Origin of the sequence: Gordonia jacobaea, from assembly GCF_001186365.1 — a bacterium.
GTDB classification, from domain to species: domain Bacteria; phylum Actinomycetota; class Actinomycetes; order Mycobacteriales; family Mycobacteriaceae; genus Gordonia; species Gordonia jacobaea.
On the sequence record NZ_LDTZ01000018.1, the window covers coordinates 297,177 to 312,015 of the forward strand.

Annotated in this window: 14 protein-coding genes; 7 read left to right on the plus strand and 7 right to left on the minus strand. The window is 64.7% G+C overall.

Annotated elements, in window-relative coordinates; translation table 11 throughout:
* Nucleotides 1-154 precede the first annotated feature (154 nt).
* Nucleotides 155-475, minus strand: a complete 321-nt coding sequence (locus ABW18_RS14700) for a putative quinol monooxygenase (RefSeq protein WP_049699697.1) — start codon at nucleotides 473-475, stop codon at nucleotides 155-157.
* A 154-nt stretch (nucleotides 476-629) separates the two neighbouring features.
* On the opposite strand from ABW18_RS14700, the gene ABW18_RS14705 reads away from it, so the two are divergent.
* Complete coding sequence (locus tag ABW18_RS14705; protein WP_049699698.1) at nucleotides 630-2,054, plus strand: aldehyde dehydrogenase family protein; 1,425 nt, start codon at nucleotides 630-632, stop codon at nucleotides 2,052-2,054.
* A gap of 102 nt (nucleotides 2,055-2,156) precedes the next feature.
* Nucleotides 2,157-3,389, plus strand: a complete 1,233-nt coding sequence (locus tag ABW18_RS14710) for an SAM-dependent methyltransferase (protein WP_049699699.1) — start codon at nucleotides 2,157-2,159, stop codon at nucleotides 3,387-3,389.
* Here ABW18_RS14710 and ABW18_RS14715 read toward each other — a convergent pair.
* Entirely contained in the window at nucleotides 3,386-4,255 is an 870-nt protein-coding gene (locus ABW18_RS14715; RefSeq protein ID WP_049699700.1) for an alpha/beta hydrolase, read from the minus strand. The genes ABW18_RS14710 and ABW18_RS14715 overlap by 4 nt on opposite strands.
* Nucleotides 4,256-4,336: 81 nt before the next feature.
* Complete coding sequence (locus ABW18_RS14720; protein ID WP_049699701.1) at nucleotides 4,337-5,170, minus strand: SDR family NAD(P)-dependent oxidoreductase; 834 nt, start codon at nucleotides 5,168-5,170, stop codon at nucleotides 4,337-4,339.
* Nucleotides 5,171-5,372: 202 nt separating this feature from the next.
* Between ABW18_RS14720 and ABW18_RS14725 the strand changes: the two genes are divergently transcribed.
* The 4 genes from ABW18_RS14725 (at nucleotide 5,373) to ABW18_RS14740 (ending at nucleotide 8,966) form a co-directional block, all read left to right on the plus strand.
* Nucleotides 5,373-6,551: an acyl-CoA dehydrogenase family protein gene (locus tag ABW18_RS14725; RefSeq protein ID WP_049699702.1), complete on the plus strand. Its 1,179-nt coding sequence runs from the start codon at nucleotides 5,373-5,375 to the stop codon at nucleotides 6,549-6,551.
* 126 nt (nucleotides 6,552-6,677) lie between these two features.
* Nucleotides 6,678-7,652: a pirin family protein gene (locus ABW18_RS14730; protein ID WP_049699703.1), complete on the plus strand. Its 975-nt coding sequence runs from the start codon at nucleotides 6,678-6,680 to the stop codon at nucleotides 7,650-7,652.
* Nucleotides 7,649-8,155 (plus strand): MarR family winged helix-turn-helix transcriptional regulator, encoded by a 507-nt coding sequence (locus tag ABW18_RS14735; protein ID WP_049699704.1) that lies wholly within the window; start codon nucleotides 7,649-7,651, stop codon nucleotides 8,153-8,155. The genes ABW18_RS14730 and ABW18_RS14735 overlap by 4 nt, the downstream gene beginning before the upstream one ends.
* Nucleotides 8,156-8,162: 7 nt before the next feature.
* Nucleotides 8,163-8,966, plus strand: a complete 804-nt coding sequence (locus ABW18_RS14740; RefSeq protein WP_049699705.1) for a pirin family protein — start codon at nucleotides 8,163-8,165, stop codon at nucleotides 8,964-8,966.
* Between the two features lie 28 nt (nucleotides 8,967-8,994).
* Here the strand turns inward: ABW18_RS14740 and ABW18_RS14745 are convergent, their stop codons facing one another.
* The 4 genes from ABW18_RS14745 to ABW18_RS14760 form a co-directional block, all read right to left on the minus strand.
* Complete coding sequence (locus ABW18_RS14745; protein ID WP_049699706.1) at nucleotides 8,995-9,921, minus strand: LLM class F420-dependent oxidoreductase; 927 nt, start codon at nucleotides 9,919-9,921, stop codon at nucleotides 8,995-8,997.
* Nucleotides 9,922-9,984: 63 nt separating this feature from the next.
* The gene (locus tag ABW18_RS14750) at nucleotides 9,985-10,986 is read right to left on the minus strand and encodes a cation diffusion facilitator family transporter (protein ID WP_049699707.1); all 1,002 of its coding nucleotides are present in this window, start codon (nucleotides 10,984-10,986) and stop codon (nucleotides 9,985-9,987) included.
* 131 nt (nucleotides 10,987-11,117) lie between these two features.
* On the minus strand, nucleotides 11,118-11,804 hold the full coding sequence (locus tag ABW18_RS14755; RefSeq protein ID WP_049699708.1) for an MspA family porin: 687 nt from the start codon (nucleotides 11,802-11,804) through the stop codon (nucleotides 11,118-11,120).
* A 37-nt stretch (nucleotides 11,805-11,841) separates the two neighbouring features.
* Nucleotides 11,842-12,531 carry an MspA family porin gene (locus ABW18_RS14760; RefSeq protein WP_049699709.1) on the minus strand — a complete coding sequence of 230 codons (690 nt, stop codon included), beginning with the start codon at nucleotides 12,529-12,531 and terminating at the stop codon, nucleotides 11,842-11,844.
* A 382-nt stretch (nucleotides 12,532-12,913) separates the two neighbouring features.
* Here ABW18_RS14760 and ABW18_RS14765 point away from each other — a divergent pair, with 382 nt between their 5' ends.
* The gene (locus ABW18_RS14765) at nucleotides 12,914-14,785 is read left to right on the plus strand and encodes an APC family permease (RefSeq protein WP_083444421.1); all 1,872 of its coding nucleotides are present in this window, start codon (nucleotides 12,914-12,916) and stop codon (nucleotides 14,783-14,785) included.
* The last annotated feature ends 54 nt before the right edge of the window (nucleotides 14,786-14,839 follow it).

Genomic DNA, 14,839 nt, shown 5'->3' on the forward strand with positions numbered 1-14,839 from the left:
TTGTGGCCCTGCACGCACACTCGACGCGACGGGCGCCCGCTCGACGAAATACAGCGCCCACTCGACGCCACGGGGCGCCCACTCGACCGCACTTCCCCGCCGAGTGGGCGCCTCGTTCAGCCGAGTGGGCGCTGCGTTCAGCCGACTGGGCAGGTCAGTCGACGGCCATCTCGCCGAGTTCCGACCAGCCGTCGGCGTCGACGGTGGTGTTGATGATTGCCGGGGTCGCGACGAGGAACTGCGGGAGGTCGGCGGTCGCCTTCTTGAAGTGATCGCTCGAGACGTGAGCGACGGCGGCGTCGTCGTCAAAGGCCTCGATCAGGACGTACTCGTTGGGGTCGTCGAGGCTGCGTGACCACGTGAACCATTTGTTGCCGGGCTCCGATCGTGTTGCCTCGGTGAACTCGGCAACCAGGTCGGGCCACTGATCTGCGTACTCGGGCTTGATCTGCCATTTGGCGACGATGTGGATCATGCATCCAGCCTAGGTCGGCCTCGCAACACCGTGGAACGGTTGCTATGTCTCATTGTGAGAACAGCGATCGCGGGAGACCGACGGAGAGACGCCTTGCGTCACTCAACGACGGCGAGCGTAACTTGGGTCACACAGCACCACAGGAGGAGAAGCGATGCGCGAGATCACCAAGTTCTACGTCGACGGTCAGTGGGTGGAGCCCACCGAGTTGAACCTCATCGACGTGATCAACCCGGCGACCGAGAAAGCCGCGGGCCACGTGGCTCTGGGCACGGCCGCAGACGTCGACGCCGCCGTGAGCGCAGCGCGACGCGCCTTCGCTACGTGGGGGCGCAGCTCCGTCGACGACAGGCTCGCCGTACTCAACGCCATCATCGCCGAGTATCAGAAGCGCGCAGACGACCTCGCCGACGCCGTCACCGAGGAGATGGGTGCTCCCGCGGGATTGGCGCAGGCCGCACAGGTACCGATCGGTCTCGGACACCTCATGACCGCCGCGGCGGCGCTGCCCGAGTACCGCTTCGCGGAGGATCGTCGAACCTCTCGAATCGTCAAAGAGCCCATCGGTGTCTGCGGATTCATCACGCCGTGGAACTGGCCGCTCAATCAGGTCATGTGCAAGGTGGCACCCGCGTTGGCCACCGGCTGCACGATGGTGCTGAAGCCTTCCGAGGTCGCGCCCTTCTCGGCCGCGATCGTCGCCGAGATCTTCGACGCCGCAGGCGTTCCCGCGGGCGTCTTCAATCTGGTCAACGGTGACGGACCCGGCGTCGGGTCGGCGTTGGCGGCCCACCCCGGCATCGACATGATCTCCTTCACCGGCAGCACCCGTGCGGGTATCGAGGTCGCGCGCACCGCGGCGCCGACCGTCAAACGCGTCGCGCAGGAACTGGGCGGCAAGAGCCCCAACATCATCCTCGACGACGACGACCTCGCACAGAACGTCGCAGGCGGCGTCGCGTCGGTCATGCTCAACTCCGGACAGTCCTGCAACGCACCCACCCGCATGCTGGTCCCCAACTCACGCCTCGACGACGTCGTCGAGGCCGTGAAGTCGGTCGAACCCTCACTGACAGTGGGAGATCCGACGAGCAAGGTGCGTCTCGGCCCGGTCGTCTCGGAGCCGCAGTTCGAGAAGATCCAGGGGCTCATCGAGCGCGCAATCGACGACGGCGCGACCCCGGTCATCGGTGGTGCCGGTAGGCCGGACGATCTGCCGACCGGCTACTACGTGCGTCCGACCGTCTTCTCCGGCGTGACCAACGACATGGAGATCGCGCAGACCGAGGTGTTCGGGCCCGTGCTGGTCGTCATCGGCTACGACGACATCGACGAGGCCCTCGAGATCGCCAACGACACCGAGTACGGCCTCGCGGGATACGTCTCGGGCAAGGATCTCGACGAGGTACGTCGGATCGGCGAACGTATCCGCGCCGGATCGATCTCCCTCAACGGAGCGCAACTCGATCCGTCGGCACCGTTCGGCGGCTACAAGCAGAGCGGCAACGGCCGCGAGTGGAGCGACTACGCATTCGACGAGTTCCTCGAGGTGAAGTCGCTCTTGGGCTACGACGCCTGAGCCTGCGTATCCGGATGGGTCACACATGCCCATCCGGATACGCTGTGGGTAACGAAGACTCGGTGACAGTCGCACATTAGGTCGACCCCGCGAGGAGCCCAGATGACCGTTGCCCGTGACATCGCCGACGTGATCGAACACCACATCGGCGGTGAGATCCCAGTACATCTCACCGCGTGGGACGGCAGCGTCGTCGGCCCGGACAACGCTCCCCACGTTGCCATCTACAGTGCCGATGCGCTCCGTCGAATCATCTGGCATCCAGGCGAACTCGGTGCAGCCCAGGCGTACGTCACCGGCGAACTCGACGTTGTCGACGATCTCGACGACGCCCTCACCCACGTGTGGGAGGTCGCCGCTGCTCGCGGACTCTCCGGTATCCGACCCTCGCCGCGTGTCCTTTTCGACGTCGCGCGACTGGCTCTCCGCTACCGACTTCTCGGCCTCCCCAAAGCTCCACCCGCCAGCCAGGCACGGGTGCGGGGCCGTCTGCACTCCCGCGCTCGCGACCGCGCCGCGATCAGCCACCACTACGACCTGTCGAACGACTTCTACGAGCTGATCCTCGACGAGCACATGGCGTACTCGAGCGCCTACTGGACGTCGGACAATCCCGAGTACACGCTCGCCGACGCACAGGCGGACAAACTCGATCGCGTCTGCCGCAAGGTGGGCCTGGATTCGGCTGCCGGACAGCGATTCCTGGACATCGGGTGCGGGTGGGGCTCGCTATCGCTCTATGCGGCAGAGCATTTCGACGCACGAGTGGTCGGCGTGACCATCTCGCGCGAACAGAAGGCATTCATCGACGAGCGCATCGCGCAGCGCGGTCTGGCCGACCGCGTCGAGATCCGCGTGCAGGACTATCGCGAGATCCCCGACCCTCCTTTCGACGCCGTGGCGTCGCTGGAGATGGGCGAGCACGTCGGCGAGCAGAACTATGCAACATACGCACAGGTGTTGCGCGACAAGGTCATTCCCGGTGGACGTGTGTGCATCCAGCAGATGTCACGCCCCGAGGGTAAGCATCCCGGCGGCGGCCCGTTCATCGAGTCGTTCATCGCACCCGACATGTACATGCGCCCCGTCGACCGAACCGTGCAGTACCTGACCGATGCCGGACTCCGCGTCGACGACGTCGAGGAGATGGCCGAGCAATACGTTCGGACCGTCGACGTCTGGTACGACACCTTCGAGAAGAACTGGGCACGCGCCGTCGACCTGGTCGGCGACGAAATGGCCCGTGTGTGGCGGCTCTACCTCGTCGGCGGACGCATGGCCTTCCGCGACGGTCGCATGGGCGTCGAGCAGATCACGGCGACGAGGCCGCGTTAGCCCTGTGCTTGCGTGACGTGCCCCTCGAGCCACCCGAGCGTCGTTGAGAGCACCTTGTCCTGCTCCGGCTCGTTGAAGATCTCGTGGTAGAGATCATCGAAGATGACGAGTGTCTTGTCGTCGGAGCCTGCGAGGCGTTCAACCATCTCGCTGCCTGCCGGGTTGGTCAGCCGGTCGGCCGAACCGTGCATCACGAGGAGTGGGATCGTCAGCGATCCCACGCGGTCGGGGAAGCTCTGCATCGTCGACAGCATCTCCGCGCCCAACCGCGCCGGAATACGTGCGCGCGTCACCAGCGGGTCGGCTTGGTACGCGGCGACGACGTCGGGATCGCGAGAGACGGCCGTCGAATCCAACGCGATGGTCGGCAGCCAGGGCGCGACCTTGCCGAGAACCTGCGAGACGGCGATGACCGGGCCCGGCATGTCGTCGCCGGGCATCACGGCGGCACCCGAAAGGATCAGTCCGTCGAGTTTGTCCTGATGGTCGAGTGCGTAGTCGAGCGCGATGCAGCCGCCCATGCTGTGTCCGAGCAGATAGGTGGGCAGTCCGTCGATCGCGGTCTGCGTGACGACGGTGTCGAGATCATCACTGAATTGCTTGAATGACTTGATACGCAACCGTTTTCCACCGGACCGGCCGTGCCCGAGGTGATCAGGTATGGCGACGGAGAAACCGGCGTCGGTGAACACCTTCGCGACATGCGCATAGCGTCCGCCGTGCTCGCCGAGGCCGTGTGCGACGACGACGAGTCCGCGCGGACTCGCGGGCGTGAGGGTTGTGTAGAAGATCTGCTCACCGTGCTTGCCGGAGAAGGTGCGCTCTTCGCTCGTGACGCCAGGTGTGCCGTCTGCGCTGTCAGCCATTCGGCCATTATTGCTTACCGCGCGGCCCGATCAGCAAGTTCGGGCCAAGCACTACCCGTGCACATCAGCCACCGATCGGCGTCAGACGCCGACCCCGACGAACTTCTCCGATGCCGTCCAGAGCCCGTCGATGAGGTCGCGGCGGCTTGCCTGCTTGTTTTCCCGACCATTGGGCTTGAGACGGTCGAAGTAGACGCCGTTGATCTCGGGGTCGGCACCACGACGCGCCAGTGCGATGAGCGGCTGCGCACCCTGCTCGGGGGTGATCGTTCCGAACCGCTTCAAGGGTGTGCGGTAGAACAGTCCGACGAAGGCAGAGTCCCGACCGAAGCTGCTGGCGACCACACCGGGGTGTACGGCAGCCGAGACGATCCCGTCGTCGCGCCATCGATCGGCGATACCCCTGGTGAACATGATGTTCTCCAATTTGCTTGTCCCGTAGCACCGTAACTCGATGGTGCGTCGTCGCTCGAAGTCCAGGTCGGTGAGATCCACGCTGCCGGCCAGGTTGCCGAAGCTCGAGGTGTTGACCACCAGCGCGCCGCCGTCGGCAGCCAACTGCTCCCTGAGGAGGTTCGTCAGGAGAAACCCGCTGAGGTGATTGATCTGGAAGTTCGGCTCGTGGCCGTCCGCGGTCTTCTGTGCCGGCGAGAACGTGCCGCCCGCGTTGTTGAGCAGCACATCGATGGAATCGACCCGTGCGGCGATGTCGCCGGCAAGAGCGCGCACCTCGTCGAGGCGCGCATAGTCGGCGGTGAACGCCGTCGCACCCACCTCTGCCGCCACAGCCTTCGTCTTCTCCTCCGACCGTCCGACAATGATCAGGTCGACGTCGGGTCCGGCGAGCTCGCGTGCGGCGACAGCTCCTATGCCGTCGCTGGCGCCGGTGATCACGATCGTCCGTGTGTCTGCCACTGAGGTTCCCCCGCTTGTGTCGTCGGGCCTCGTGCCCGAGTGCTTTCCATCAGGTCTACACGGTGTCCCGTCGGGCGTGTGGCATGAGCACATGCCTCACGCGCGCCGGAACCCCGCTCCTTCCAAGAACTCGACGACCCCTCGCCAAGGCGACGCCATTGATCGCGGGAGGCGCGGTCTCCGCGTTTGATAATTTCCAGACATGACCGCAAGCGAAAACCCGTCATCCGAGGTCGACGCCGAAGATTTCGAGCAGATCCGCCAACTAGTCCACGACTTCATCCGCACCAAGGTCGTGCCTCGCGAAACCGAGATCATGCAGACCAACGAGGTACCGGCCGATCTGCGTGCACAGGCCGCGGAGATGGGATTATTCGGATACGCCATCCCGCAGGAATGGGGCGGACTCGGACTGGACCTGACGCAAGACGTCGAGCTGGCAATGGAGTTCGGGTACACAAGCTTGGCGTTGCGGTCGATGTTCGGCACCAACAACGGCATCGCCGGTCAGGTTCTCGTCAACTTCGGCACCGACGAGCAGAAGAAGCAGTGGCTCGAACGCATCGCGTCGGGCGAGATGGTCGCGTCGTTCGCTCTCACCGAGCCGGGAGCGGGCTCGAATCCGGCGGGGTTGCGCACCAGGGCAACCCGCGACGGGCAGGACTGGGTGATCGACGGCCAGAAGCGCTTCATCACCAATGCGCCGATCGCCGACCTCTTCGTCGTCTTCGCGCGCACCCGTCCCGCCGATGAGTCGGGCACAGGGATAGCGGTATTCCTCGTTCCCGCAGACACTCCCGGCGTCGAGGTGGGTAGTAAAGACGCCAAGATGGGCCAGGAGGGCGCGTGGACAGCCGACGTCACCTTCGACGGGGTGCGCGTGCCCTCGTCCGCGCTCGTCGGTGGCGATGCGGAGAAGGGCTACAAGGCTGCGATGACCTCGCTGGCCCGCGGGCGCGTACACATCGCCGCCCTGTCGGTGGGGCAGGCGCAGCGTGCGCTCGACGAGTCGGTGGCCTATGCCGCCAACGCCACGCAGGGCGGAAAGGCCATCGGCTCTTTCCAATTGGTGCAGGCGATGCTCGCAGACCAGCAGACCGGAGTGATGGCCGGCCGCGCGCTGGTTCGCGAGGCCGCCGCCAAGTACGTCTCCGGCGAGGACCGACGCATCGGACCGTCGGCGGCAAAGCTGTTCTGCACCGAGATGGTGGGCAAGGTCGCCGATCTCGCCGTGCAGATCCACGGCGGAACCGGCTACATGCGCGAGGTGCCGGTCGAACGTATCTACCGCGACGTGCGCCTGCTCCGGCTGTACGAGGGCACCAGCGAGATTCAACGTCTCATCATCGGCGGCAACCTGGTCCGCGCCGCGGCGAAGTAGACCCGACAGCGAAGTAGACCCGACAGCGAAGTAGACCCGACAGCACTGTCGGAATAACGCCGCGCCCCGGCAGGTTGACTGAACCAGTTGCTCAGATTTGAGCAAATAGCCGACCAGGAGGTTCCGATGCCCGCCATCACCGCCGACACCACAACTCTGCCCCGCCTCACCGCGGCGACGCTCGAGGCCTCCGAACGGCCCGTAAAGTCACTGACCCGTGGTCCCCGCGGATACGAGGGCGAGGGATTCCCCGTGGTCAGGGCCTTCGCGGGCGTTCCAGCCGCAGTCCTCGACCCGTTCATCCACATGGATCAGATGGGCGAGGTCGACTACGAACCAGGCGAACCGAAGGGCACCGACTGGCACCCGCACCGGGGCTTCGAGACTGTCACCTACATCATCGACGGTCGCTTCCAGCACCAGGACTCCACCGGTGGTGGCGGCTTGATCGAAAACGGCGCCACCCAGTGGATGACCGCCGGTGCCGGCATTCTGCACATCGAGACACCACCAGCTGAGCTGGTCGAATCCGGCGGTTTGTTCCACGGCATCCAGCTATGGGTCAACCTGCCCGCCAAGGACAAGTTCCTCACTCCGCGCTACCAGAACCTCGAAGCCGGGAATGTCGCGCTCGTCGCCTCCCCCGACGGCGGCGCACTCGTCCGCATCATCGCGGGCGAGCTCGACGGTCATGCAGGCCCGGGTTCCACGCATACCCCGATCACGGTGGCGCACGCGACCGTCGCGCCCGGTGCGTCGGTGTCCGTGCCGTGGCGTGAGGACTTCAACGCACTCGCCTACGTCCTCTCCGGGCGTGGCACCGTCGGCCCGGACGCGCGTCCGATCGAGCAGGGCCAGCTCGCGGTCTTCGGCAAGGGTGACCGTCTGACGGTCGCCGCCGACGCCGGGCAGGACGGCAACCGTCCCGCCCTCGAGGTTCTCCTGCTCGGCGGAGCACCCATTCGCGAACCCGTCGCGCACTACGGTCCGTTCGTGATGAACACCCGCGAGCAACTGATCGAGGCCATCGAAGACTTCCAGGCCGGTCGTCTCGGCGTCATTCCGCCGGATGCGATCATGCCGCACACCAGCATTCGATGACCGTCAACCACTCGATCCAGAAGGTCGCCGCGTCCAAAGCACAGGCGTGGCGACTCTTCATCGAGACGAGCGCCCGTCTCCAGACCACACTCGACGACGAGCTGCGTGCACACTGCCGAATGTCGTTGGCGGACTACCACGTTCTGTTGATCCTCCACGAATCCCCCGGCGGCCGCGCACGGATGCGCGACCTCTCCCACCGCATGGTGTTCTCGACGTCGCGCCTCTCCTACCAGGTCGACGCGATGGTCCGGCGCGGGTGGCTTCGTCGCGAGGCCGCGCCCGAGGACAAGCGCGGTAGCTACGCGGTGCTGACAGACGACGGACGCTCGGCGTTCGCTGCCGCCGCACGCGATCACGGCGCGGCCGTCGACAGGCTGTTCACGTCCGGACTCTCCGACGTGCAGGCAAGCGAACTCGCCGACCTCATGGCGACGCTCACCGAACATCTCGACACCGAAACGTCCACCATCGCAAGTACACCCGCTGACCGAGCGAAATGACGAGATCATGACCGACACGCAGACACAGATCACCGACGCCACGAGCTGGCGCCTCATCCGCGCGGCCGACCGCCATATGTGGAACGACGAGGCCATCGACTCACGGCAATCGTTTCCTGCCACCGGCAGTTTCGACCTGGCAGCCAACGCGCACGGAATGCTGCTGGTCCACAACGACGACATCGTCGACGCGGGCGCGGGTTTCGACACCCACCAGCATCGCGACGCAGAGATCGTGACGTGGGTCGTCGAAGGCGCTCTGCACCACAGGGACTCGCAAGGAAGCGAAGGTGTTCTCACACCCGGCGTCGTGCAGCGGATGTCGGCGGGATCGGGAATCAGGCATTCCGAGCGCAACGCGTCGACGCGTGCCGAGAACCAGCGGTTGCGCGTCGTGCAGATGTGGATCGCACCCGAGTATTCGGGCGGCACACCGAGTTACGCGGAAGCAGACGTCAACGAAGCGCTGGCCGACGGCGAGCTGGTCACCATCGTGTCGGGACTCGACCGCGACGCGAGTGGGCAGGCGCTGGAGATCGGCAACGGTTACGTCGCACTGCACGCCGCGCGCCTACTCCCCGACCGCCAGGTCACCCTGCCGCCCGCACCGTTCGGGCACCTGTTCGTGGTCTCCGGCACCGTCACGGTGTCCGGCCTACCCGACCACGAGACACCCGACGATCACCTCACCCTCGACGAGGGCGACGCGCTACGCACCACAGGCACCGCCGCACTGACCGTCACCGCAGACGCGCCGGCCGAGATCCTCTTCTGGGAGATGCACACGTCGTTCGACGCCGCGCACGCCTGACCGCTCAACCAGCGGTCACAGCACGCGATCAGAGTTGCGGCGCAACCGCCGAGGAGACCAGCTCGAGATGATCGAGATCGTCGAGGTCGAGCATTTGCAGGTACAACCTGGTGACCCCGATGGCCCGGTACGACTCGATCTTCTCGACCACCTGATCGGGCGTACCCGCGAGACCGTTTTCCCGGAGTTCGCCGACCTCGCGCCCGATTGCGTCGGCCCGTCGTGTGACGTCTGCATCGCTTGTGCCCACGCAGATCGTCAACGCCGCCGAATACGTGAGTTCGTCGGGTCCGCGACCCGCCGCCGTGCACGCATCGCGCACGACGTCGAATTGCGCTGCGACGACGTCGGTCTTCGCGAACGGCACGTTGAACTCGTCGGCAAACTGCGCGGCCAACGCGGGGGTGCGCTTCCTGCCCATGCCGCCGATGATGATCGGGGGTCGCGGTGACTGCGACGGCTTGGGCAGCGCGGGCGAGTTGCTGATCTGAAAGTGCTTGCCGCGGTAGTCGAAAAGATCGCCGACCGGCGTCGACCACAGTCCGGTGATGATCTCGAGGTTCTCTGTCAGCTTCTCGAAGCGTTCCCCGAGCGGCGGGAACGGGATCGCGTACGCCTCGTGCTCCTCGGCGAACCATCCCGCACCGAGTCCGAATTCGATTCGGCCGCCGCTCATTTCGTCCGCCTGCGCAACCTGGATCGCGAGCTGACCGGGGTGGCGGAACGTCGCCGACGTCACCAGCGTGCCGAGGCGGATCGTCGAGGTCTCCCGACCGAGCGCAGCCAGCGTGAGCCACGCATCAGTCGGCCCCGGGAGTCCCTCGGTGTTCATCGCCAGGTAGTGGTCGGATCGGAAGAATGCGTCGTAGCCGAGGTCTTCGCTCGCCCGCGCGACGCGCAGCAGCGTCTCGTAAGTGGCGCCCTGCTGAGGTTCGGTGAAGATTCGCAAGTCCATGGAACTCAACCTACGCGTCGCAAACTCGGGTCCGTCCGGCGTGCCGTCCGCTCTGGGGAGGCATCACGCCGACGGCGTGATCTGGCCCGCGGGCACCAGCGACGGCTCGTCGATGGTCGACAACGTGAGGACGGCCTCGACGATGGCCTCCTGTGTCTCGATCTGCGCTTCGAGCCTGCGCAGCCGGAAGGCGACGTCGTGCTCGGCGAGGTCTCCGGTGATATCGACGGCGGCGACCATGTAGAACTCCATCGGACCGACGTACTCCGCGTGGAGATAGGTGACCCGATCGATATCGGGCATGGCGAGCAAACGCAGGAGGATGGCGTCGCGAATCGGCGCCATGGCCTCCTGGCCGAGCAGGAACTCGCTGTTGCGTCGGATGAGGAAGATGGCGATGAAGCCCAACAGCAGACCGACGAGGATCGATCCGAGCGCGTCCCAGACGGCGTTGCCGGTGATCTGATGCAACGCCATGCCCGCAGCAGCGATCGCGAGTCCGACGAGTGCCGCGAAGTCTTCGGCGAACACAGCTCGCAGCGTGGTGTTCGACGTCCGGCTGACGAAGCGCAGCGGGTGCATCGACATCCGACGCCCGCCCGCCTTGGCCTGGCGCACCGACTGTATGAACGAAATACCTTCCAGCACTGCGGAGATCGCGAGCACGATGTAGCCGACGAGATAGTTGGTGTCTTCTTCCGGGTGGACGAGCGCTGTGATGCCGTTGACCACCGACACGGCAGCGCCGACAGCAAACAATCCGAACGCCGCGAACATCGACCAGATGTAGGTTTCCCTGCCGTGCCCGAACGGGTGACTTCTTGTCCTGCCACGGTTTCCACGACGCTCGGCGATGAGCAGAAAGATCTCATTCCCCGAGTCCGCCCAGGAGTGCATGGCCTCTGCCGTCATCGACGCCGATCCCGTGACGATCGCGGCAATCGTCTTGGCAATGGCGACTGCGACATTCGCGACGAACGCGATGACGACGGTGGTCATCGAATCCTGATCGTCGATGGGGGTGACGAGTTGCTCATCGGTCAGCGGCGCATCCGTGTCAGCCATACCCTGATCGTCTCACGGCATGCGAGCACCGACATTCGATCCGGTTACGACCGCGCCGACAGAAAGGACCGCGCGGCGCACCCAGCCGAAGGTGCACCGCGCGGTCGTCGAATCCAGACTCGGGTGAGAGGTTATCCGAGGCTGAAGGGCTTTCCGTAGAACGTCACGATCTGTTCTGCGTTGGGTGTGTTGACGTACACGTCGGCAAACGAACGAGCCTGCGCGTAACCCGCGCAGCCGTTGATCCCGATCTGCTCGTTGGTATAGCTGAGCTTCGCATGGTTGGTGGCCTTGTACCCGACCTTGTTGCTCAGCTTCTGGTTGCCGAAGTCGTCGGCGGACTCGACAGTGTTCACGTAATAGGCGACAGCCTGGCCCGGACCGACCGACAGCGAAGTTCCGGCGCCCGTCGTTGCCGAACTGATTGCGGGCGGGCTGTCGATATTCGGACCCGGCTTGCCGGATGCAGCACCGTTGCCGCTACCGCTGACACCGGAGATGTTGACCTGGCAGCCAACGATGTAACCCGCCCTGATCTTGATGTTCTTGGCGTCCTTGCTGGTCTTGACTGCGTAGGTAGCCGACACCCATGCGTTGCGGTGCAGCGGCGTTCCGCCGAGCGACGGGTTGATGTTGGCCGTCTCGTTGGTACGGGTCACCGACACAACGGTGCCGTCGCCGAGGGTCTGCTGGTCGGTCTGTGACGGAAGTGCGACGTGGACGTCGGCGTGTGCGATGGCCGGTGCCATCAGGGCGGCGACGGTGGTGAATGCCGCGGGCGCGCCGATGGTGACGAGCCGCTTCAAACTGATGTTCATTTTTTCCCTCAAATGGTTGTGGTCGTGATGAGAGCGGTCAGCCGATCGAGAAGGGCTTGCCGTAGAGGTTGACCTTCTGGTGATCGCTGCCGGTGGTCTCCACGACCGCGTACGAGCGGGCCTGCGCGTAACCGGCGCAATTGTTGATGTTCAACTGCGTGCGGTCCCAATTGAAGTAGTACGTGCCCTTCTTCTCGATGTCCTTGTAATCGAGCTGGGCAAACACCACCTGACCGGGCGTCAGCGGAATGCTGAGGCTGCCCGAACCCGATACCGCGCCGGCGCTCAGCAGGTTCAGTGTCCCGGTGGCGCCGACCGTCATCGATCCGACGTTCACCTGGCAACCGACGATGTAGCCCACCGAGAGCGTCGCCGCGGCGCCATCCGTCGACACGCCGCCCGTGCCCGGGTAGGTGGCCTCGCCGTTCGAACCGACACCGTTGTTCGGTCCCGCCTTGGCGTCTTTCAGTCCCGGCGCCTTGAGGACGACGCTTCCGCTCACCCACGCGGTGCGGCCGAGGCCATTTGCCGCGAGAGAGGGCGAAATCTGCGCAGATTCAGTGGTGCGGGTGAGCGTCAGTCCGTCTCCGGTAGCCGTTCCTCCCGGCAAACGAACGAAGGCGTCGCCGTGTGCGGGAGCCGCGGCCATGCCGACGGCGGTCGCGACGGCACCGATGGCCAGTGCGCCAACGGCACCCCGTCGCATCCGTGACTCGTTGGTGGTCATGTAGTCCCCTCAAGATGAATTCATTGCTCGGCTCGCTCGCTCGATCCGCGCGCTGCGCCGGTCGTCGCCCCAGCGGCAACTCCGCGCGAACTGTACTGAGATGACGGAGAACAAAACGTGAACGAAAAACGGCCACAGGGCGGCGTGTTGACCAATTTGTAATCTTTGAATCCGTTGTGCGACAGGATCTTTCGTTTTGTACCGTTTGCACTATCGAATATCGGACAAATGCGGCGTCACGCGATCGACACGAATCCGGACAAGCTTCGCTACACCAAATCACGGTTCGTCCGGTTAGTGTTTCCGAGTGAGTTCCGACGTTTCCGACCACCGAATGCGGCAGTGGCTGCTCTCCGATATCTCACCGGAGCCCGCCGGCCTCATGGGGCCGCACCGCATTCCGAGCGAAGAATCGCATACGCACCGGTGGTGGCAGGTCATGTGCCTGACCGGCGTCGACTATTTCTCGACGCTTGGTTATCAGCCGGGTATCGCCGCACTCGCAGCCGGAACCGTTGCCCCGGTGGCGACGCTGGTGTTGGTCGCACTGACACTGTTCGGGGCGCTCCCCGTCTACCGGTACGTCGCGGCAAAATCGCCCAAGGGCGAGGGCTCGATCGCGATGCTCGAACGGCTTCTCCCCAAGTGGGGCGGAAAGATCTTCGTTCTCGTCCTCCTCGGCTTCGCGGCAACCGACTTCCTGATCACGATGACGTTGTCGGCCGCGGACGCGACCGCCCACTTCGTCGAGAATCCCCTTGTCCCACGCGGCTTCTCCAACCACACGGTCCTGATCACACTGATCCTGCTCGCGCTGCTCGCCGCGGTGTTCCTGCGCGGCTTCACCGAGGCGATCACCATCGCGGTCGTCCTGGTCGTCGTGTATTTGAGTCTCAACGTTGTCGTGATCGCGACCGCGCTGTGGCACATCGTCGAAGCTCCACATCTCGTCATCGACTGGCAGTCGGCGATGTTCACCGAGCACGGCAATCCGTGGATGGTGGCAGCGATCGCCGTCCTCGTGTTTCCCAAGCTGGCGCTGGGATTGTCGGGCTTCGAGACGGGCGTCGCGGTCATGCCGCAGGTCGACGGCTCACCGGCCGATCCACCCGATCATCCGATCACCCGCATTCGTGGCACTCGACGCCTCCTCACCACATCGGCACTGATCATGAGTGTCTTTCTCATCTCGAGCAGTCTGGTGTGCACCATCCTGATACCCGAGAACGAGTTCCAGCCCGGCGGCAAAGCCAACGGTCGTGCGCTCGCCTACCTCGGACACGACTACCTCGGCAGCGGTTTCGGCACCGTCTACGACATCAGCACCATCCTTATCCTCTGGTTCGCCGGGGCGTCGGCCATGGCCGGTCTGCTCAACCTGGTGCCGCGCTACCTGCCGCGCTACGGCATGGCTCCGGACTGGGCGCGCGCCACCCGCCCGCTGGTCGTCGTCTTCGCACTCATCGCCTTCGGCGTCACCATCTATTTCGACGCCAACGTCGACAAACAGGGCGGCGCATACGCCACCGGCGTGCTGGTTCTGATGACGTCCGCGGCCATCGCCGTCACGCTCTCAGTGCGCAAACGCAGGATCCGACGACTGACGCTGATGTTCACCACGATTTCGGTGATCTTCATCTACACCACCGTCGCGAATATCATCGAACGCCCCGAAGGTGTGCAGGTGGCCGCATTCTTCATCGCGGCGATCCTGATCGTGTCGTTTGCTTCCCGAATCAACCGATCGTTTGAATTGCGAAGTGGCATCATCACTTTCGACGAGACAGCACAACGCATCATCGACGAGGCTGCGGCTTCCGGGGAGATACAAATCGTCACCCACGACCCCGACGAACGGTCGCTGCACGAATACCACGACAAAGAACTGCAGCAACGCGCCGAAAGCCACATTCCCGACGCCGATCAGATCGTGTTTCTCGAAGTGAACGTGACCGACTCGTCGGAGTTCGCCACCGACCTCCTGATTCACGGACGCTACCGCGAAGGTGGATACCGGATCCTCTGGGTTGATTCGGCTGCGGTGCCCAATACGATCGCGGCCACGTTATTGGCCATCCGCGAACAGACCGGAATCGTTCCCAACGTGTACTTCGAGTGGAGCGAGACCAACCCGCTGCTCAACCTCCTCCGGTTCTTGTTCATCGGCGAAGGCGAAGTCGCGGCGGTCACGCGAGAAGTCGTCCGCCGAGCCGAGCCGGAGATCAGCCGACGGCCGATCGTGCACGTCGGCTGACTCCTGACCCGGGCATCCGGACCCGACCCATGACGCTTGTCATGGGCGAAACAT

Coding starts and splice junctions, on each gene's coding strand:
- ABW18_RS14700 (WP_049699697.1), bottom strand. CDS start 475: ATGATCCACATCGTCGCCAAATGGCAGATCAAGCCCGAGTACGCAGAT.
- ABW18_RS14705 (WP_049699698.1), top strand. CDS start 630: ATGCGCGAGATCACCAAGTTCTACGTCGACGGTCAGTGGGTGGAGCCC.
- ABW18_RS14710 (WP_049699699.1), top strand. CDS start 2,157: ATGACCGTTGCCCGTGACATCGCCGACGTGATCGAACACCACATCGGC.
- ABW18_RS14715 (WP_049699700.1), bottom strand. CDS start 4,255: ATGGCTGACAGCGCAGACGGCACACCTGGCGTCACGAGCGAAGAGCGC.
- ABW18_RS14725 (WP_049699702.1), top strand. CDS start 5,373: ATGACCGCAAGCGAAAACCCGTCATCCGAGGTCGACGCCGAAGATTTC.
- ABW18_RS14730 (WP_049699703.1), top strand. CDS start 6,678: ATGCCCGCCATCACCGCCGACACCACAACTCTGCCCCGCCTCACCGCG.
- ABW18_RS14735 (WP_049699704.1), top strand. CDS start 7,649: ATGACCGTCAACCACTCGATCCAGAAGGTCGCCGCGTCCAAAGCACAG.
- ABW18_RS14740 (WP_049699705.1), top strand. CDS start 8,163: ATGACCGACACGCAGACACAGATCACCGACGCCACGAGCTGGCGCCTC.
- ABW18_RS14745 (WP_049699706.1), bottom strand. CDS start 9,921: ATGGACTTGCGAATCTTCACCGAACCTCAGCAGGGCGCCACTTACGAG.
- ABW18_RS14750 (WP_049699707.1), bottom strand. CDS start 10,986: ATGGCTGACACGGATGCGCCGCTGACCGATGAGCAACTCGTCACCCCC.
- ABW18_RS14755 (WP_049699708.1), bottom strand. CDS start 11,804: ATGAACATCAGTTTGAAGCGGCTCGTCACCATCGGCGCGCCCGCGGCA.
- ABW18_RS14760 (WP_049699709.1), bottom strand. CDS start 12,531: ATGACCACCAACGAGTCACGGATGCGACGGGGTGCCGTTGGCGCACTG.
- ABW18_RS14765 (WP_083444421.1), top strand. CDS start 12,914: ATGGGGCCGCACCGCATTCCGAGCGAAGAATCGCATACGCACCGGTGG.